Raw genomic sequence first — 17,650 nt, forward strand, 5'->3', positions numbered from 1 at the left:
TCGGTTTGTTATGGGTTATGTCTGCCGGCGTGTTTCGGTGCGATACGTGCGTCAGCGGCTTCCGGTCGCATCGGCCCGTCGATACAGGCGTGGCCACTGATCGTCGAACAAGCCATTGCAAGTGCCGTGCGTGGCGATATCGCTGAGCACGAAGTGCCGGCCGTCGAAGATCCACGATGCGGTCGAGCCGCAATCGCCGGCACTGCGCAGTCTGACCTTGCTCGACAGCGTCGCGCTGGCGGGATCGTAGCCGGCGTCGGTCAGTTCGTTTGCGAACGACGCCGAATCGAGTCCGGCGTTCGCGTTCTCGCCGAAATTCATCGCCGTCGGCGAGTAGGGCGCGGTTCGCCGCACGCGATACCACAGGTCGGTGTGGTTATACAGGCTGCTGGTCTGGCACGGTATCGCGACCAGCGCTTCGTCGGCGGAGACCGCCACGGCAGTCGACGCCTTCCTGCGATCGTTCGCCGGCATTTCGTCTTCGACATCGGTCGCACATTGCTTCACGTCGCCGCCGAACTTCGCGAGCACCGCATCGACGAGCGGCCGTTGCTCCGCGGCCGACAGGTTTGCGACGGCCGGGGCCGGCGTGACGGCGGGGGGCAGTGCCGGTGCGACGGGCACCGCCGACGCCGGCCGGGTGCCCGGGCGCAGCAACGCCGTGACGGTGCCGACACGGCCCTGCGTGTCGTCGATCAACAGCAGCGCGGCACTCAATCCCGTCAACGGCGTGCGGGCGGTTTGGGCCGACGCCGGATTGCCGAAGCTCAGCAGTTGCGCATTGCGCGACGCGGTGAGCCATGCGGCGACCGTTGCCGGATCGTTGGTCCGGATCCGGAACGGGTGCGCGTCGTCATCGGCCGGTTTGCCGCCGAACGCATGCCATCGGGCCGCCATTGCATCGAACGGACGACCATCCACGCGTGCGCTGCGCAGGTCCAGCGGCGCCGACGCATAGATGTCGAGCGAGGCTGGCGCGTCCGGGCCGGCATCGCGCGTCACGCGCAGGATGAGGCGGGTGCGTGCATCATCGATATCGTCCGCGTGGCTTTCGGCAATGCAGCGGTTGCCGTTGTCGCAAACGACCGACCAGTTCTTGAAGTCGCGTTCGACCGGCGGCCGCGCGAGCGGGCGGGCCTCGGCAACGAACGGGGAAACGGCGAGGAGGGCGGCGATGGCGAGCGAAAGGCGGTGCGACATGACGGTTCGTATCGACTGTGGATGGACGGGCGGAAGATGTCGGATTGCAAGCGCATCGTCAGCAGGCGGGGCAGGTCGAAGGCTGCGGCGCATGCGGCGGCGCGCTGTGCCGAACGGCATCGAGTATACCGCCGCGATGGGCTGCGATCGTTGCGACGACACGTCGTACGCGGGCACGGTCGTTGCTCGCCTGCATCGATCGGACGAGTGCGGATGCAAAAATGGCGCGATCCCCGCAGGCATCGCGCCGTTCACTTTTCATCGGCCGTCGACCACGTCGCGCAGGAACGCGTCGAGCATCGCCACGTCGCCCCACGGCCGCTTGTATTCGCGATCGTGTTCGGCATCGGCGAGCATCGTCTCGACCAGCGCGTGGATCGCCGGCCGGCGCGGCCCGTATTCGCCTTCGTTCGCGCTCATCTTCAGCGCGAGCAGCGCATCGAGCTCCGCGCGCACCGTCGGCTCGTGCACGGTCCCGTCGACGAGATCGGCGAAGCGCATCGGCGGCATGCCGAGCCCCATGTCGATCCAGCGCACCGCGAGCAGCGGACGCAGTACGTACAGGTACTTCTTGTAACGCACCGTGTCGCCTTGCAGATAGCCGCGAAAATTTTTCTTCGCCATCGCGAGGTAGTGATGACGCCCGCGTACCGGCGAGAAGAACGCCGATGCCAGCGACCTGAGCCGCGGCGCCCAGCGTGCATCTTCGCGATATACGACGGGCGAGTCGAGCCATTCGAGCAGCGTCGGATTTGAGCGTCGCAGCAGTTGCAACGCCTTGCGCAATTCCCAGCCGCTGACGTCGAGCTCGTCGTCGAGCGGCCGCTCGATCACGTCGCGTTGCGGTTCGACGCTCAAGTACCAGTCGCGCCGGTGCGCGTACACGAAGCGTACGTCGTAATCGCTGTCCGGCGAAGCGAAGCCCCAGCCGCGGCTGCCCGATTCGCACGCGAACAGCACGCATACATCATGGCGGCGTTCGACTTCCGCGAGCTCCGCCATCACGCGCGCCCGTACCGCCGGGTCGATCGGATGCGCGCTGCGCACGGTCGTCATTGCGTTGTCGGTTTTCATCGTTGTCGTTTTCCTTTCGTTGTGCGCGGCCGCTGGCCCTCGGCCGCACACCGCGCTATCCCTTCACGCACACCACCTGGCGCAGCGTATGCACCACTTCGACGAGGCTGCGCTGGGCCGCCATCACCGCGTCGATGTCCTTGTAGGCCATCGGGATTTCGTCGACGACGCCCGCGTCCTTCCGGCATTCGACGCCCTGCGTCGCCTTCGCCTGATCGTCGGCGGTGAAGCGGCGCTTGGCTTCGGTGCGGCTCATCGTCCGGCCCGCGCCGTGGCTGCACGAGCAGAAGCTTTCCGGGTTGCCGAGCCCGCGCACGATGAAGCTCTTCGCGCCCATCGAACCCGGAATGATCCCGAGCTGCCCCTTCTGCGCGGACACCGCGCCCTTGCGCGTGACGAGCACGTCTTCGCCGAAGTGGCGTTCGCGCTGCACGTAGTTGTGGTGGCAGTTCACCGCATGCGCGTCGACCGAGAACGGTGTGCCGATCACGCCGCGCGCCGCGCCGATCACCGCGTCCATCATCGCCTGCCGGTTGCGCCGCGCGTAGTCCTGCGCCCAGCCGACCGCCTCGACGTAATCGTCGAAGTGCCGGCTGCCTTCGGTGAAGTACGCGAGATTACGGTCGGGCAGGTTCGCGATGTGTTGTCGCATGTCGGCCTGCGCGAGTTCGATGAACAGGCTGCCGATCGCATTGCCGACGCCGCGCGAGCCGCTGTGCAGCATGAACCACACGCGGTCCGCCTCGTCGATGCACACTTCGATGAAGTGGTTGCCGGTGCCGAGCGTGCCGAGATGCGCGTAGTGGTTCGTCTTTGCCAGCTTCGGATACTTGTCGACGATGCGCTGAAAGCCCGGCTGCAGCGATTTCCACGCGTCGGTCACGGCGGCCGGCGTGCGATCGCCCCATGCGCCCGGGTCGCGGCGGCCCGGCGCGCGGCCGTGCGGCACCGCGCGTTCGATCGCGCTGCGCAGCCCGCCAAGCGAATCGGGCAGGTCGGCCGCCGTCAGCGTCGTGCGCGCGGCCATCATTCCGCAGCCGATGTCGACGCCGACCGCGGCCGGGATGATCGCGCCCTTCGTCGGAATCACGCTGCCGATCGTCGAGCCCTTGCCGAGGTGCACGTCCGGCATCACCGCTACGTGGCCGAAGATGAACGGCATCTGCGCGGTGTTGCGCAGTTGCGCGCGCGCTTCGTCCTCGACGGCGACGCCTTGCGTCCACATTTTCACCGGCTTGCCGTTCGCCAGTTCCATCACCTGATAATCCATGTCCATGTCGGTCATTTGCTTCACCTGATTCATTTCGGGACCGGCGCGACACATCTGCATCGCGCCGGAACCTGCATTACGTGCCCTTGATGCTGACGAGCCCGTTCAGCACCTGGTCGAGACCGCCGAACACCGAGATGCGGTCGATCCGTTCCGCGACGCGCTCGAGCGTTTCCAGCTCCTTGAGCCGCAGTGCGGTCGGGTTTTCTTCCATCACCTTCGCGGTGTTCAGCAGCGAACGCGTGGCCGCCGTTTCCTCGCGGCGGCGAATCACGTTCGCCTGCGCGGATTTCTCCGCTTCGACCACCTGCGCGAGGATCGTCTTCATGTCGCCCGGCAGCACGATATCCTTCACGCCGACGCTGCGCACGTCCACGCCCGAACCGTCGAGACGGGCGCGCACCTGCGCGATCACGACCTCGTCGAGCGACTGCTTGTCCTCCAGCAGCTCGTCGAGCGAGCGCGTGCCGACCGCCGAACGCAGCGCGAACTGCAACTCGCGGTACAGGTGTTCGACCGGCTTCTGCAACTGGCCGAACGCATGCAGCACGTCCGCATAGCGCCACGTCGCGGACAGGTTCAGCCGCAGCGCGACCTTGTCGCGCGTCAGGATTTCCTGCCCGCCGACCTCGATCGCCTGCAAGCGCAGGTCGACCAGCTCGACCGCGACGTCGCGGTTGAAGCGCCAGAACGCCGACGCACCCGCGTCCAGCAGCCGCTCGATCTTGCCGTCGACCTTCAGCACGCCGACGTGGTACGCCGGCACCTGCGCCAGGAGCACGCCCGTCAGCCCCGCCACGCCGCGCGCACGCAGCGACGGTTGCGCGATGCGCTTCACCAGCGCCGCAGGCAGCATGCTGTCCTGCGCGAGGTCGATGCGCTCCAGCCGATGCGCGGTCAGGCCGCGCCAGTACAGCCGGCGCGTGCCGGGTGCCAGAATCTCGACGAGCACGTCGTCTTCATAGCGCAGGCCGGCTTCGTCGTCGGCGAGATCCATCGCGACGAAATACCGCGCGAGCACGTCCGGTGCGTCGTGACGCAGGTAGTCGGCCAGCGCGTCGTCGGCGAGCGGCGCGTCGAGACGCGCGGTCTGCACCGACAGGCGCTTGAACGGATCGAAGGCCTTGAACACGCCCGGTTCCAGCACCTTCACGAAGTCGCCCTCGCTCATCAGCAGCACGCGTTCGTTCTTTTTCACCACATGACGCTTCCACATATTTTTGTCCTTTTCTTCAATGGCCGCCGGGTAACGCGCATCGTGCGGATCGCGGGGCGACGCAATCGGGCGGGCGGCGCGCCGGCCAGCGTCGAAACGCATGGCGACACCTGCTGCATTGCGTCGTCGTGCGCCTTCGCGCGGGCCGTGCGGCCGCCCGGCCGATTGCGCGGAACCGCAACCGGTCCGACGCGCGGCGGGCCTGTCGGCCCGCACCGGCGGGTACTGCCTTCATACGAGACCGTCCTTGCGGACAGCGTTCGAGCGGGATTCGAACCCGCCACCGGCCGGCTTTCGCCGGCTGCTCCACCTGGCTGAGCTTTCGAACAATGGGCGCCCCGGGATTCGAACCCGGGCGAGGCATCCTGGTGCGCGCCCCGTTGCCTTCGTCTGTCCATGGCGGCATGCGCTACCGCGACGAACGAGGTTCGGCGGCGGCGCACCAGCAGGGGTTGTCGAACCCTGGCTCGTGGGCCAGCGGGACATCCTGCGTCTTTTATTTAGCGAGGAGCGTGCCAGGGGGCGGCCGGTGCTTCTTGAAATCTCGCAACTCATTGAAGTCAAAAGAGAATTGTCTGTTTTTCAGTGTCCGGCATCGACGCTGTCGGCACCTCGCGGTCATGAATATCCGATACAATCGGATCGCTTCTTATCCCATGAGATAAACATGCGCAAAACCGTCGCGATCGGTTTTCTCGGCACGGTGCTCGACCAAGGCGGCCGCGCGCCGCGCCGTTACCGCAAATGGCGGCCGACGATTTCGCTGTGCGAGCAGCCCGACCTGCCGATCGACCGGCTCGAACTGCTGCATTCGCTGGACTACACGCGTCTCGCCAACCAGGTGCGGGACGATCTCGCGCGCGTGTCGCCGCACACCGATGTGCGGCTCACGCCGGTCACGCTCCACGATCCGTGGGATTTCGAGGAGGTCTATGCGACGCTGCACGATTACGCACGCGCGTATCCGTTCGACCTCGAACACGAGGATTACCTGATCCACATCACGACCGGCACGCACGTCGCGCAGATCTGCTGGTTCCTGCTCGCGGAAGCGCGCTACCTGCCCGCGCGCCTCGTGCAGACGGGGCCGCCGCAGCGAACCGACGAAGGGCCGAGCGGGCCGGGCACGATCTCGGTGATCGATCTCGACCTGTCGCGCTACAACCGGATCGCGCAGCGCTTCACGCGCGAGCGCGACGAAACGGTGTCGTTCCTGAAGGCCGGCATCGCGACGCGCAACGCGCGCTTCAATGCGCTGATCGAGCAACTCGAGCGCGTGGCGGTGCGTTCGCGCGCACCGATGCTGCTGGTCGGGCCGACGGGGGCCGGCAAGTCGTTTCTCGCGAAGCGCGTATACGAGCTGAAGCGCGGCCGGCATCGGCTCGCGGGGCCGTTCATCGAGATCAACTGCGCGACGCTGCGCGGCGACGCGGCGATGTCGACGCTGTTCGGTCACGTGAAGGGCGCGTTCACAGGGGCGCAGTCGGCGCGCGCGGGGCTGCTGCGCGCGGCGGACGGCGGGCTGCTGTTTCTCGACGAGATCGGCGAACTCGGGCTCGACGAACAGGCGATGCTGCTGAAGGCGATCGAGGAGAAGCGCTTCCTGCCGGTCGGCGCGGACGTCGAGGCGACCAGCGATTTCGAACTGATCGCGGGCACGCACCGCGATCTGCGGCAGATGGTGGCGGCCGGCACGTTCCGCGAGGACCTCTATGCGCGGATCAACCTCTGGACCTATGAATTGCCGGGGTTGGCCGAGCGCCGCGAGGACATCGAGCCGAACCTCGAATTCGAGCTCGACCGGTTCGGTCGCGAGCAGGGCGAGCAGGTGCGGTTCAACGTCGAGGCGAAGCGGCGCTATCTCGCGTTCGCGGCCTCGCCGCGCGCGACGTGGGCCGGCAACTTCCGCGAGCTGTCGGCGTCGGTCACCCGGATGGCGACGCTGGCCGATGCGGGGCGCATTACCGAGGCGCTCGCCGAGCAGGAAGTCGAGCGGCTGACGCGCACGTGGTCGCCGCCGGGGGGCACGGGGGCATCCGATGCGTGCGTCGACGCGGTGTTTGGTGCGCGCGCGGCGGAACTCGACCTGTTCGACCGTGCGCAGCTCGAACGCGTGCTCGACGTGTGCCGCACGTCGGTGAGCCTGTCGGAAGCCGGGCGCACGCTGTTCGCGGTGTCGCGGCAGAGCAAGAAGCAGCCGAACGACGCGGACCGCCTGCGCAAGTATCTCGCGCGGTTCGGGCTCGATTGGGACGGTGTGCGGCGCGCGCTCGACGGTGTGTGAGGGCGAGCGCGGCGGCGCATGCTGTCCACGCTGCGGAGAGTGTTCGCACGTGTCGTATCGTATGCGGTAACTTCAGGAGCATTTTCGTGATCGAGATTCCGTTGACGGTCAGGCCGCTGTTTGTCGCGGCCGGGTGGCGCGGCCCTGCCGACGGCCGTCTATCGGCCCGCGACGGCGAACATCCGGGCGATACGATCCTGCGCGAATTCGGCACGTTGATCGTAGGGGCGGAGCCGGCCCGGCGCAGCGGGGAGACCTGCGCGCCGATGGGCATCGCGTTTCGCGCACTGGAGCGTCAGGATGAACAGATTGCCGCGTGGGAGCGGGCGCTCGACACGACGATGATCGGAATCGCCGAGGACGATCTCGGCTACGTCGAGTTTTATGTCGATGCGCAGGGCCGCGTATTCACGACGAATTGCGTGATGGACGGCGTCTATCTGGCGGGATTCACGTTCGGCGACGCGATCGAACGCGCGCTGCTCGGGCGGGTCGCGATTCCGCTGTTGCTCGACGAGCAGGCGTCGATCGCCTATTACGGCGCGCATCTGACGGGCGACGACCCGCGCGTCATGACCGCCGCGCAGTTGCTGGCCGGCAATGAGGGATCGCGCGCGGCGCCGTGATGCAGCGGGGCGTCAGTCGATGGCCGACGCGGCCGCCTGCTCGAACGGCGCCAGGAATGCCCAATCCGGATGCGCCGCCGCGACGTCCGCGAGCCCGCGCGCGAACGCGTGCGCCGGCAGCCACGGATACCCGAACGCCGCCTGCAGCCGCGCGAGTTTCAACGACTGCGGATCGTCGATCGTATCCATCCGCGCGATATGAATGTGCAGCGCGGCAACCCACGCAACGTCGTCGTTTGCGCCGTCGACGGCGAACTGCCAGCGGTACGTGCCATGTCCGATCCGCAGTGCGCCGTTGTCCTTCTGTCGCATCACGACGAGCCACGGCATGCGGCTGACGCCGTGCCCGTCGACGGGCGGCTGCGCGCAGACGTAGTAGGTCCGGCACTGCTCGAACCGCTCGCCGAATGCCTCGACCAGCGTATGCGCAATGGCCGTCACACCGGTCACGCGCGGCGGAAAATCGATGTCGTCGCTGGCGAGCGAAAAGCTCAGCCCGGTATGGGCCGCGAAGCAGTCGGCGATCAGCTCGGCCTGGTTCAGGTCCTTCGCGCGCAGATAGCATTCGAGCAGCGCGCGAACCGTGGCGGGATGAAGCGGGAAGGGCATGCGCGAACCTCCTGATAAGGGAAATCGGGCCGCATGCGGGCGGCCGGGCTGGCCGAGGCCGCAGGTGCCTTTGCCGTATAATTTCGTTTCAAAGCTAAATTCGCATGACCGCACGGAGCGTCGACGTCATGGCCAAGCAGCAAGAGGAGTCCGTTCTGACCATTACCAACCCGGCCTGCCTGATCGACGGCACGGACACGGAATTCCGCCACCTGATCAACGGGCTGCTGCCGTTCGCGGCGCGCCTGCTGTCGGTGCGCGACGGTTTCGGCTCGTTGATCGGCCTCACCGGCATCCAGTATTCATTGCTCGTGTCGGTCGCCCATCTGTCGCACGACGACGTCGTGACCGTCAACCGCCTCGCCGATCATCTGCACCTGAGCGGCGCGTTCGTCACGATCGAGACCGGCAAGCTGAAGAAACTCGGCCTGATCGACAAACGCGCGGACCCCGACGACAAGCGCAAGATGCGGCTCACGGTCACGCCGGCCGGCTCGAAGCTGCTGAAAGCGCTCGCCGATACGCAGCAACGCATCAACAACGTGCTGTTCGAAGGCGTGACGAAAACCGAGTTCAAGGCGCTTTGCTCGGTGATCGACCGCCTCGTCACCAACGGCGATCGTGCGACGCTCGATCTCGCGCACATGATCGCGCGCCAGGAAAAAGGCTGACGCGCGCCGGCCGCCGCGCTCAGTGCGCGGCCCACTCGATCGTATCCAGGTCGACCCCTTCGAGATGCATGTCCCACAGCGGGCTCAATTCACGCAGCCTGCCGACCGTGTCGCGCACCTGCGCGATCACGTTGTCGACCTCGGCTTCGGTCGTGAAGCGGCCGAGCGTGAAGCGGATCGAGCTGTGCGCGAGCTCGTCGCTGCGGCCGAGCGCGCGCAGCACATACGACGGCTCCAGCGACGCCGACGTGCACGCGGAGCCTGACGACACCGCGACGCCCTTGATCCCCATGATCAGCGATTCGCCTTCGACGAAATTGAAGCTGACGTTCAGGTTGTGCGGAATCCGGCGCGCGAGGTCGCCGTTCACGTAAACCTCGTCGAGCGTCGACAGGCCGGCCAGCAGCCGGTCGCGCAACGCGCCGACGCGGCGGCTTTCGTCCGCCATTTCTTCCTTCGCCAGCCGGAACGCTTCGCCCATCCCGACGATCTGGTGAGTCGGCAGCGTGCCGGAGCGCATCCCGCGTTCGTGGCCGCCGCCGTGCATCTGCGCTTCGAGGCGCACGCGCGGCTTGCGGCGCACGTACAGCGCGCCGATCCCCTTCGGGCCGTACACCTTGTGCGCGGTCACCGTCAGCAGGTCGACGTTCAGCGCATTCACGTCCACCGGAATCTTGCCGGCCGCCTGCACCGCATCGCAATGAAACACGATGCCGCGCGCGCGGCACAGCGCACCGATGTCGGCCGCCGGCTGGATCACGCCCGTTTCGTTGTTCGCGAGCATCACCGACACCAGGATCGTGTCGGCGCGCAGCGCCTGCTGCAACGCATCGAGGTCGAGCAGGCCGTCTTCGCGCACGTCGAGGTACGTGACGTCGAAACCCTGGCGTTCGAGTTCACGACACGTATCGAGCACGGCCTTGTGCTCGGTCTTCACCGTCACGAGATGCTTGCCCTTGCCTTGATAGAAGTGCGCGGCGCCCTTGATCGCGAGGTTGTTGCCTTCGGTCGCGCCGGACGTCCACACGATTTCGCGCGGATCGGCGCCGAGCAGCGCGGCGACGTGCGCGCGCGCTTCCTCGACGGCGTGCTCGGCATCCCAGCCGTAGGCGTGGCTGCGTGAGGCGGGGTTGCCGAACTGCTCGTGCAGGAACGGCACCATCTTGGCGACCACGCGCGGATCGACCGGCGTCGTTGCGCTGTAGTCCATGTAGATCGGACGGAATTGCATCGAAAGGGGCTCCGGAAGGCGGCGTCCCGCATGGGTCGCGAGCGCCGGGGAATACGGTTGCCGCAGTGTACGTGGACATTCGTGCGCGCCGTGCAACATCCATCCCGCGAGTAGGGTTGTCTTTCAAACAAAGCTTTCAAGATCAGGGTTTACGACATCTTGAACCGGGGTTTGTGTTTACATTTAATAAAAGCTAAATAACAAAGCTAATTAACGGTGCTTTGTTGGTGCGGATTCCTCGGCGGAATCCGGCAATGCAACCCATGGAGGACGAGATGAGCGAGAACCATGCCGGAACCGGCGCGGATGCCGACGAGCAGCGGCGCTTCCGGGCCGCACTGTCGATGTTCGCGACGGGCGTCGCGGTGATTACCGCCCCGCGCAAGGAGGGAATGCCGATCGGTATCACGGTCGCGTCGTTCAATTCGGTGTCGCTGGACCCGCCGCTGATCCTGTTTTCGGTCGACCGTCGCAGCCTGAGCCTCGGCGAGCTGGCCGGCGCGGATGGCTACGCGGTCAACGTGCTCGACGAGACGCAGCAGCACCTGTCGAACTGCTTCGCGAAAGCGAACGGCGACAAGTGGGGCTGGCGCGGCGGTGCGGCCGGTGACGACGGCGGCGTGCTGCTACCCGATGCACTCGCGACGTTCGAATGCGAACCGTACGCGCAATACGACGGCGGCGACCACGTGATCTTCGTCGGCCGCGTGATGCGGCACCGCGCGCGCCCGGACGGGCGTCCGCTGATCTTCTTCGGCGGACGCTACCGCGCGCTCGACGGCGCGTACGCGCCGGCCATGTGAACGCAACCCACGATTCATTCCACCCAGGAGGGCATCATGATCAAGAACGGCACTCAGCACATCGCGTCGCTGCGCGACGGGCGGCAGGTCTACCTGAACGGCCAGCCGGTCGGCGACGTGACCGCGCACGCGGCATTCCGCAATTCGATCCGCAGCTACGCGAGCCTGTACGACTATCAGGCGGAGAACGAAAACGTCGAGAAGATGACGTTCGTGTCGCCGGACTCCGGCAATCGCGTCAGCCGGATCTGGCAACTGCCGACGTCTTATGACGAACTCGTCGAGCGCCGTGCCGCGCTGGAAGCGTGGTCGGAGCTGCATTACGGCTTCATGGGCCGCTCGCCCGACCACGTCGCGTCGTGCCTCTCCGGCATGTACATGGGCGCCGAGGTGTTCGAGCAATACGACCCGGCGCGCGCCGGCGCGCTGCGCGACTATTACCGTTATGCACGCGACAACGACCTGTTCCTGACCTACGTGATCGTGAATCCGCAGGCGAACCAGTCGAAGGCCGCGCACGAGCAGGAGGACAAGTACCTCGCGGTCGGCATCGTCGATCAGGATGCCGAAGGCATCACGGTGCGCGGCGCGAAGATGCTCGCGACCAGCGGGATCATGGCGAACGAGGTGTTCTGCAGCTGCATCCAGCCGCTGCGCGAAGGCGACGAGATGTATGCGCTGTCGTTCGCGGTGCCGATGAACGCGAAGGGCATGAAGATCATGTCGCGCAAGTCGTACGAGGAGCACGCGACGTCGGTGTTCGACAACCCGCTGTCGAGCCGCTTCGACGAGAACGACGCGGTGCTGTATTTCGACGACGTGAAGGTGCCGTGGGAGCGGATCTTCGTCGCCGGCAATACCGCGATGTGCGCGAAGCAGTTCCACGCGACACCCGCGCACGTGTACCAGAACTATCAATGCCAGGTGCGCCTGATGACGAAGCTGCGCTTTCTCGTCGGGCTCGGCCTGAAGATCTCCGAGGTCAACGGCACGAACGCGTTCCCGCAGGTGCGCGAGACGCTGGGCCAGCTCGCGGCCGAAGCATCGATGGTCGAGGCATGGGTCTACGGAATGGAAGCGAAGGGCACGGTCGTCAACGGCTTCTACGTGCCCGACCGCAACATGCTGTACGGCTCGCAGGTCGTCACGCAGCAACTCTATTCGAAGGTGCTCAACACGCTGCGCGAGCTCGCCGGCGGCGGAATGATCATGCTGCCGTCCAGCGTGCGCGATTTCGAGAACCCCGACCTGCTGCGCATCATCGAGAAGACGCAGAAGTCGCCGGTGTGCTCGTCCGAGGATCGCGTGAAGTTCTTCAAGCTCGCGTGGGACGCGGTCGGTTCCGAATTCGCGTCGCGCCACAACCAGTACGAACTGTTCTATGCCGGCGCGTCGTTCGTCACGAAGGGCCATGCGTATCGCACGTACGACTGGCAGCGCGCGTCGCATCTGGTCGATTCGATGCTCGGAAGCTATTCGCTGAACCAGGAACGGTCGACGCCGCGCGCCGCCTGACCGCCCGCATCGAAACCCGCTTCACCCGCTATCGCAACCAGGAGAGACAGATGGCCATCAACAAGCTTCACGACGAATTCCACACGCTGGACATGCAGCGCGACTGGCGGCTGCCGGAGGGCTATGACCCGGCGTCCGGCGCGCAGGAGCTGATCCTGTCCGGCGCGCTCGACACCGAGCGCAAGCGCGGCAGCCGCACGCGCCTGCTGCGCCTGCCGGCGGGGCTGCATACGCAGAAGCCGTTCGTGCACGACTACTGGGAAGAGGTGTTTCTGGTCGAAGGCGATTTGACCGTCGGCAACGACGAGCACGGCAACGGCGGCACGCCGTTCGAGGGCTACACGTATGCGGTGCGCCCGCCCGGCGCATGGCACGGTCCGTTCAAGTCGAACGGCGGCTGCGTGCTGCTGGAGATCCACTATTACGATCCGGCGTGAGCCCGGTCGATCAATGACAGACAGCGGGCCCGCTGCATCGCGCGGCCCGCGACGAGGAGCATTCGATGAAAACCATCACGTTCGCGATCGACGGTCGCGACGGCCGCACCGAGCGCGCGATCGCGATCGACACGCTCGTGATCGCGGGCTGGACCGGCCGCGATACGGTCGCCATGGAAAAGCATATCCGCGAACTGGAAGCACTCGGCGTCAAGCGACCGGCGACGACGCCAGTGTTCTACCGCGTTGCCGCCGATCGCCTCGATCCGTCGCCGGCGATCCAGGTCGCGGGCGGGCAGAGCAGCGGCGAAGCGGAATTCGTGCTGGTGCGCGACGGCGGCGAGACCTTCGTCGGCATCGCGTCCGATCACACCGATCGCGAGGTCGAGACGTACGGCATCACCGTGTCGAAGCAGATGTGCGGCAAGCCGTGCGCGAACACGCTGTGGAAGCTCGACGACGTGGCCGGTCACTGGGATCGACTGGTGTTGCGCGCGTACGCGACGATCGACGGCGAGCGCGTGCTGTATCAGGAGGGCAACGTGACCGCGATGCGCGCGCCGGACGATCTGCTCGCGCAATTCGCGCGTCATGGCGGCCGCTTCGAGGACGGCACCGCGATGCTGTGCGGCACGCTCGCGGCGATCGGCGGCATCCGGCCGGCCGAGCGGTTCGAGGTCGAGCTGGAAGACCCGGTGCTGGGCCGCACGATCCGGCATGCGTACGCGGTGGACACGCTGCCCGTGGCGGGCTGACGCCGCAGCAGAACGCGCGCGCGCTCACGCGCGGCAGATCGCGATGATCTCCGCGCTGGTCGCTTCGTCGAACGGAGCGGGGTCCCAGTCGCCGCACCAGTCGGCCGCCGGGAATCCGGCTGCGATCACGCGCGCCTGCAGTTCAGGTTGCGCGATGAAACGCAGCCGGCTCGTATTCGTCAGCAGCGTGTCGTCGCGGCGGAAGCGGTAGTGCGTGTCGAACGTCACGATCGCGCCGTCGATCGCCCGCACCGCGTGATGGAGATCGACGATGCCGAATTCGTGCGACTCGATGCGGCGCACCGACTGCGCGGGCGTCCATGCTCGCCACGGTTCGGTGCGCGGGTTGCGGGTGTCGAACAGGAAGCGGCCGCCGTCGGCGAGCACGCGTCGCACGCCGCGCAGCGTCGCGTCGATGTCGTCGTCGGTCAGCAGGCACTGGAACGCGTGACCGGTCATCACGACCGCATCGAACGGCGTGCCCGGCGGCAGGCCGTCGAGCGCGCACGCGAACCAGCGTACGGCGTCGGCGCCCGGCTGGCGTCGCGCGTAGTCGATCATCGCCGGCGCGGGATCGATCGCGACGACGTCGTGCCCGGCCGCCGCGAGCCGTCGCGCGAACGTGCCGGTGCCGCAGCCGAGATCGAGGACGCGTCGCCGGGTGGCGCCGATCGCGGCGGCGTAGAACGCGAAGTCCCGATCGCCGGCGTTGAACAGGTCGTACACCGCGACGAGCCGCGGGTCGGTATAGAGCAGGTCCGCGCCGGCGGGCGTCATACGCTCATGCGCATCAGCGCTGCTGCACGGCCACGCGCAGCCCGAGCGCGATGAAGATCGAGCCGATGATCTTGCCCTGCCAGCGCGTGAGCCACGTGAGCCGCTTCACGATGCGGCCGAGCGGGCGGATCGAGCACGCGATCAGCGTCGTGTAGAGCGAGCTGAGCACGACGAAGATCAGCCCGAGCACCGCGAACTGCACGAACGTCGAGCCGCGTTCCGGATGCACGAACTGCGGCATGAACGCGAGAAAGAACAGCGCGGTTTTCGGATTCAGCACTTCGGCGGGAATCGCCTGCAGGTACGCCTTGAGCGGCGTGACGGGCGACACCTGCGGCAGCGACGGATCGGACGGTTTCTCCAGCAGCGCGCGCACGCCGAGATAGATCAGGTACGCGGCGCCGACCAGCTTCACGACGTTGAACGCGAGCGCCGACGTCATCAGCAGCGCGGACAGCCCGACGGCCGCGAACAGCGTATGCACGAAGTCGCCGCTCGCGACGCCCAGGCCGGTCAGGATGCCGGTCTTGCGGCCGCCCTGCACGGTGCGGCTCAGCACGAGCAGCACGGCGGGGCCGGGGATCAGGAACAGGCCCAGAACGACGGCCGTGAAGGTGGTCAGCGTGGTCAGGTCGAACATGGCGGCTCCGGCAGGTTCGCGCAGCGGCGGGGGATCGGCGCATTGTATTCGGTTCGGCGCGCGGGTGCAGGCGCCCTCGAACGGCACGGCTGCGGCCGCGCCTTTCTGGTATAAGCACGACAGGACGCGCCGGCGTCCGGCCTTTTTTCACGACCCGTCGTTCCATGCGCGACCTTCCACCGACCACCGATCCCGCCGCGGACGCCGACGTCTATCACGTGCCGCGTCCGCTCGTCGTGTTCGGCGGCTCGGTCGTCGAGCCCGAATGGCGGCTGGAGCGGCACAGCCATCGCCAGGCGCAGCTGCTCTACACGCTGACCGGCGTCGTCTATTGCGAGATCGACGGCGGCGTGTGGACCGCGCCGCCGCAATGCACGGTCTGGATTCCCGGCGATGTCCCGCACGCGGCGCGCGGCTCGGCCGGCGCGACCTTCTACGCGGTGCTGGTCGAACCCGACGCGGCGCTCGACCTGCCCACGCGCTGTTGCACGCTGGGCGTGTCGCCGCTGCTGCGCGAACTGCTGCTGAAGGCGGCCAGCTTCCCGAATCTGTACGACGTCGACGGGCCGCAAGGGCGGCTGGTGGCGACGCTGCTCGACGAACTCGTCGCGGCGCCGGTCGAGGACCTGTACCTGCCGATGCCGGCCGACCGCCGGCTGCGCAAGCTGATCGACCATCTGCTCGACGACCCGGCCGACAAGTCGCCGCTGCCCGAGCTCGCGCGGCGTGCGGGCATCAGCGAGCGCAGCCTGACGCGGCTCGCGACGAGGGAGCTCGGCATGAGCCTGGGCGACTGGCGCCGGCGGCTGCACGTCGCGCTGTCGCTGCGGATGCTGACGACCGGCCGCCGCGTGCACCAGATCGCGATCGATCTCGGCTACGAAAGCGCGAGCAGCTTCGTCACGATGTTCCGCAAGGCGACCGGCAAGCCGCCGACGCAATTCCTGACCGACCGGCAACGCTGAACCGCCGGGCTGCGCGCCCGTGCACGGTTGGCCGGATTGAAAAAGCAGTTGGCCGGGATGAGAAATGACGCATCAGGTCTCGATCCATAAAATGAGAATCGTTCTCATCTGGAGGCCAACATGCAAATCGTCACGACTGAATTCCCGTTTGTCTGGCTGCGTTACAGCGGCTCGACCCACACCGATCCCGCCCGCCTGCTTGCCGAACTCGACGCGCTGCTGGCGCGCCGCGAACGCTTCGTTCTTCTGACCGACGACGCGCCGTCCGGCGACGATCGCGCCGACAACGATCACGAGATGCGCAAGCAGCTCGCGAAGTGGAGCAAGGCCAACCGCGCGCTGTCGCGCGAATGGATTCCCGGGATGATCGCGATCGAGCCCAATGCGGCGCGGCGCGTGGCGCTCAATGCCTTTTCGGGTGCCTTCGAGAAGGTCTGGGGGTATCCGCTGAACGCGGCGGCGAGCCGCGACGACGCGCTGGCGCTCGCGCAACGGCTGCTCGCCGAACCGGCGCCCGGCGTCGCGGCGGCGAACGCCTGACCCGACGGCCGCGCCGGCGCGCGGCTTGCGTCGACATCGACACGCACGCACGGTGCGCGAACGCGCGCCGCGGCAGAGTGCAACCATGCAGAGGTGTCCGGTGGACAATCCGATCCGCGCGATGCGCATCTTCACGCGCATCGTCGAAATGAACAGTTTTACGCGCGCGGCGCAGGCGCTCGGCATTTCGCGCGCCACCGCCACGCGCACCGTGCAGGAGCTCGAAGCGGCGCTCGGCATGCCGCTGCTGGTGCGCACGACGCGCGCGCTGCGGCCGACGCCCGAAGGCGACGCGTATTACCGGCGCTGCGTCAGCATCACGGCGGACGTCGACGAGCTCGAAGCGAGCATCCGCGGCGCCGCGCTGCATCCGAGCGGGCCGCTGCGCGTCGAATTGCCGGCGTCGGTGGCGGGCGCGATCGTGTTGCCGGCGCTCGGCGAATTTCATACCCGGCATCCCGATCTGGAGCTGATGCTCGCCGTGGCCGGGCGCGCGGGCGACCGCATCGGCGACGCGATCGATTGCAGCGTCCGGCTCGGTGCGCTGCCCGATTCGTCGCTCGTCGCGCGCCGGCTCGGCGCGCTCGAGCGCGTGACCTGCGCGAGCCCTGCGTATCTCGACCGCTTCGGCGTGCCGCGCACACCCGACGATCTGGGCGCGCATCGTGCGATTTGCGGATCGCACGTGTTCGGCCAGCGTCCGGCGGAGCTCGAGTTCATGGTGGACGACGCGGTGCGCAAGGTGCGGCTCGACGGCATCGTCAGCGTGGACGACGAGCAGGCGTATCTCGCCTGCGGCGTGCACGGCCTCGGACTGATCCAGCCGACGCGCGTCGCCGCGCAGCCGCTGATCGAGGCGGGACGGCTGCGGGAGGTGCTGCCGTGTTGGCAACCCGATGCGCTCGCCGTGTCGGTCGTCTACGTGAAGCGCCCGCATGTGTCGCCCGGCGTGCGCGCGTTCGTCGACTGGATCGCGGAGCGTTTCGTGCAGGCCGGGAAGGAACACACAGGGCTGGCGGCGGCGGGGGCGGTAGGGT

At 67.3% G+C, this 17,650-nt stretch carries 18 protein-coding genes and 1 tRNA gene; 10 read left to right on the top strand and 9 right to left on the bottom strand.

The features are described 5' to 3' along the window. Nucleotides 1–51 precede the first annotated feature (51 nt). From H0X91_RS21670 to H0X91_RS21690, 5 genes are all read right to left on the bottom strand, one after another. Nucleotides 52–1,200 (bottom strand): DUF1176 domain-containing protein, encoded by a 1,149-nt coding sequence (locus tag H0X91_RS21670; RefSeq protein WP_196433341.1) that lies wholly within the window; start codon nucleotides 1,198–1,200, stop codon nucleotides 52–54. A gap of 258 nt (nucleotides 1,201–1,458) precedes the next feature. Continuing rightward, nucleotides 1,459–2,274, bottom strand: coding sequence for a nucleotidyltransferase domain-containing protein (locus H0X91_RS21675; RefSeq protein ID WP_080322304.1), 816 nt, complete (start codon nucleotides 2,272–2,274; stop codon nucleotides 1,459–1,461). Nucleotides 2,275–2,329: 55 nt separating this feature from the next. Then, nucleotides 2,330–3,559, bottom strand: coding sequence for an RtcB family protein (locus H0X91_RS21680; RefSeq protein WP_034178562.1), 1,230 nt, complete (start codon nucleotides 3,557–3,559; stop codon nucleotides 2,330–2,332). A gap of 61 nt (nucleotides 3,560–3,620) precedes the next feature. Next, the gene (locus H0X91_RS21685) at nucleotides 3,621–4,760 is read right to left on the bottom strand and encodes a slipin family protein (RefSeq protein ID WP_196433336.1); all 1,140 of its coding nucleotides are present in this window, start codon (nucleotides 4,758–4,760) and stop codon (nucleotides 3,621–3,623) included. 256 nt (nucleotides 4,761–5,016) lie between these two features. After that, nucleotides 5,017–5,089, bottom strand: a tRNA-Phe gene (locus H0X91_RS21690). Between the two features lie 338 nt (nucleotides 5,090–5,427). Between H0X91_RS21690 and rtcR the strand changes: the two genes are divergently transcribed. Continuing rightward, nucleotides 5,428–7,044: an RNA repair transcriptional activator RtcR gene (gene rtcR / locus H0X91_RS21695; RefSeq protein ID WP_060267754.1), complete on the top strand. Its 1,617-nt coding sequence runs from the start codon at nucleotides 5,428–5,430 to the stop codon at nucleotides 7,042–7,044. Between the two features lie 86 nt (nucleotides 7,045–7,130). After that, nucleotides 7,131–7,670 (top strand): SUKH-3 domain-containing protein, encoded by a 540-nt coding sequence (locus H0X91_RS21700; protein WP_006490472.1) that lies wholly within the window; start codon nucleotides 7,131–7,133, stop codon nucleotides 7,668–7,670. Nucleotides 7,671–7,682: 12 nt separating this feature from the next. On the opposite strand, the gene H0X91_RS21705 is transcribed toward H0X91_RS21700, so the two are convergent. Continuing rightward, a complete protein-coding gene (locus tag H0X91_RS21705) occupies nucleotides 7,683–8,279 on the bottom strand; it encodes a nuclear transport factor 2 family protein (RefSeq protein ID WP_196433337.1) in 597 nt (198 codons plus the stop codon). A gap of 128 nt (nucleotides 8,280–8,407) precedes the next feature. On the opposite strand from H0X91_RS21705, the gene H0X91_RS21710 reads away from it, so the two are divergent. After that, entirely contained in the window at nucleotides 8,408–8,950 is a 543-nt protein-coding gene (locus tag H0X91_RS21710; protein ID WP_006490479.1) for a MarR family winged helix-turn-helix transcriptional regulator, read from the top strand. A 19-nt stretch (nucleotides 8,951–8,969) separates the two neighbouring features. Here the strand turns inward: H0X91_RS21710 and H0X91_RS21715 are convergent, their stop codons facing one another. Continuing rightward, a complete protein-coding gene (locus H0X91_RS21715; RefSeq protein WP_080322306.1) occupies nucleotides 8,970–10,181 on the bottom strand; it encodes an IscS subfamily cysteine desulfurase in 1,212 nt (403 codons plus the stop codon). Nucleotides 10,182–10,435: 254 nt separating this feature from the next. Between H0X91_RS21715 and H0X91_RS21720 the strand changes: the two genes are divergently transcribed. From H0X91_RS21720 to H0X91_RS21735, 4 genes are all read left to right on the top strand, one after another. Continuing rightward, the gene (locus H0X91_RS21720) at nucleotides 10,436–10,984 is read left to right on the top strand and encodes a flavin reductase family protein (protein ID WP_080322307.1); all 549 of its coding nucleotides are present in this window, start codon (nucleotides 10,436–10,438) and stop codon (nucleotides 10,982–10,984) included. Between the two features lie 36 nt (nucleotides 10,985–11,020). Next, on the top strand, nucleotides 11,021–12,499 hold the full coding sequence (locus tag H0X91_RS21725; RefSeq protein ID WP_059722500.1) for a 4-hydroxyphenylacetate 3-hydroxylase family protein: 1,479 nt from the start codon (nucleotides 11,021–11,023) through the stop codon (nucleotides 12,497–12,499). 50 nt (nucleotides 12,500–12,549) lie between these two features. Continuing rightward, nucleotides 12,550–12,936 carry a hypothetical protein gene (locus tag H0X91_RS21730; protein WP_006490483.1) on the top strand — a complete coding sequence of 129 codons (387 nt, stop codon included), beginning with the start codon at nucleotides 12,550–12,552 and terminating at the stop codon, nucleotides 12,934–12,936. 65 nt (nucleotides 12,937–13,001) lie between these two features. Continuing rightward, entirely contained in the window at nucleotides 13,002–13,691 is a 690-nt protein-coding gene (locus H0X91_RS21735; protein ID WP_006490484.1) for a DUF2848 domain-containing protein, read from the top strand. A gap of 24 nt (nucleotides 13,692–13,715) precedes the next feature. On the opposite strand, the gene H0X91_RS21740 is transcribed toward H0X91_RS21735, so the two are convergent. Together H0X91_RS21740 and H0X91_RS21745 are read right to left on the bottom strand one after the other, a co-directional pair. Continuing rightward, a complete protein-coding gene (locus H0X91_RS21740; protein WP_196433338.1) occupies nucleotides 13,716–14,468 on the bottom strand; it encodes a class I SAM-dependent methyltransferase in 753 nt (250 codons plus the stop codon). A gap of 13 nt (nucleotides 14,469–14,481) precedes the next feature. Next, entirely contained in the window at nucleotides 14,482–15,108 is a 627-nt protein-coding gene (locus H0X91_RS21745) for a LysE family translocator (RefSeq protein WP_006490488.1), read from the bottom strand. Nucleotides 15,109–15,272: 164 nt separating this feature from the next. On the opposite strand from H0X91_RS21745, the gene H0X91_RS21750 reads away from it, so the two are divergent. The 3 genes from H0X91_RS21750 to H0X91_RS21760 form a co-directional block, all read left to right on the top strand. Continuing rightward, complete coding sequence (locus H0X91_RS21750) at nucleotides 15,273–16,073, top strand: AraC family transcriptional regulator (protein ID WP_006490459.1); 801 nt, start codon at nucleotides 15,273–15,275, stop codon at nucleotides 16,071–16,073. A gap of 120 nt (nucleotides 16,074–16,193) precedes the next feature. Further along, the gene (locus tag H0X91_RS21755; protein ID WP_006490454.1) at nucleotides 16,194–16,613 is read left to right on the top strand and encodes an ATP--cob(I)alamin adenosyltransferase; all 420 of its coding nucleotides are present in this window, start codon (nucleotides 16,194–16,196) and stop codon (nucleotides 16,611–16,613) included. A 100-nt stretch (nucleotides 16,614–16,713) separates the two neighbouring features. Then, nucleotides 16,714–17,650, top strand: a 937-nt coding sequence (locus tag H0X91_RS21760; protein ID WP_069353009.1) for a LysR family transcriptional regulator, incomplete at its 3' end; no start/stop codon positions are given.

The sequence above is a fragment of the Burkholderia sp. 9777_1386 genome (assembly GCF_015712265.1).
GTDB lineage: Bacteria > Pseudomonadota > Gammaproteobacteria > Burkholderiales > Burkholderiaceae > Burkholderia > Burkholderia cenocepacia.

Excerpts from the sequence above, each read along its gene's own strand:
- H0X91_RS21670 (WP_196433341.1), bottom strand. The coding sequence starts at position 1,200 with ATGTCGCACCGCCTTTCGCTCGCCATCGCCGCCCTCCTCGCCGTTTCC.
- H0X91_RS21675 (WP_080322304.1), bottom strand. The coding sequence starts at position 2,274 with ATGAAAACCGACAACGCAATGACGACCGTGCGCAGCGCGCATCCGATC.
- H0X91_RS21680 (WP_034178562.1), bottom strand. The coding sequence starts at position 3,559 with ATGACCGACATGGACATGGATTATCAGGTGATGGAACTGGCGAACGGC.
- H0X91_RS21685 (WP_196433336.1), bottom strand. The coding sequence starts at position 4,760 with ATGTGGAAGCGTCATGTGGTGAAAAAGAACGAACGCGTGCTGCTGATG.
- rtcR (WP_060267754.1), top strand. The coding sequence starts at position 5,428 with ATGCGCAAAACCGTCGCGATCGGTTTTCTCGGCACGGTGCTCGACCAA.
- H0X91_RS21705 (WP_196433337.1), bottom strand. The coding sequence starts at position 8,279 with ATGCCCTTCCCGCTTCATCCCGCCACGGTTCGCGCGCTGCTCGAATGC.
- H0X91_RS21710 (WP_006490479.1), top strand. The coding sequence starts at position 8,408 with ATGGCCAAGCAGCAAGAGGAGTCCGTTCTGACCATTACCAACCCGGCC.
- H0X91_RS21715 (WP_080322306.1), bottom strand. The coding sequence starts at position 10,181 with ATGCAATTCCGTCCGATCTACATGGACTACAGCGCAACGACGCCGGTC.
- H0X91_RS21720 (WP_080322307.1), top strand. The coding sequence starts at position 10,436 with ATGCAACCCATGGAGGACGAGATGAGCGAGAACCATGCCGGAACCGGC.
- H0X91_RS21725 (WP_059722500.1), top strand. The coding sequence starts at position 11,021 with ATGATCAAGAACGGCACTCAGCACATCGCGTCGCTGCGCGACGGGCGG.
- H0X91_RS21730 (WP_006490483.1), top strand. The coding sequence starts at position 12,550 with ATGGCCATCAACAAGCTTCACGACGAATTCCACACGCTGGACATGCAG.
- H0X91_RS21735 (WP_006490484.1), top strand. The coding sequence starts at position 13,002 with ATGAAAACCATCACGTTCGCGATCGACGGTCGCGACGGCCGCACCGAG.
- H0X91_RS21740 (WP_196433338.1), bottom strand. The coding sequence starts at position 14,468 with ATGACGCCCGCCGGCGCGGACCTGCTCTATACCGACCCGCGGCTCGTC.
- H0X91_RS21745 (WP_006490488.1), bottom strand. The coding sequence starts at position 15,108 with ATGTTCGACCTGACCACGCTGACCACCTTCACGGCCGTCGTTCTGGGC.
- H0X91_RS21750 (WP_006490459.1), top strand. The coding sequence starts at position 15,273 with ATGCGCGACCTTCCACCGACCACCGATCCCGCCGCGGACGCCGACGTC.
- H0X91_RS21755 (WP_006490454.1), top strand. The coding sequence starts at position 16,194 with ATGCAAATCGTCACGACTGAATTCCCGTTTGTCTGGCTGCGTTACAGC.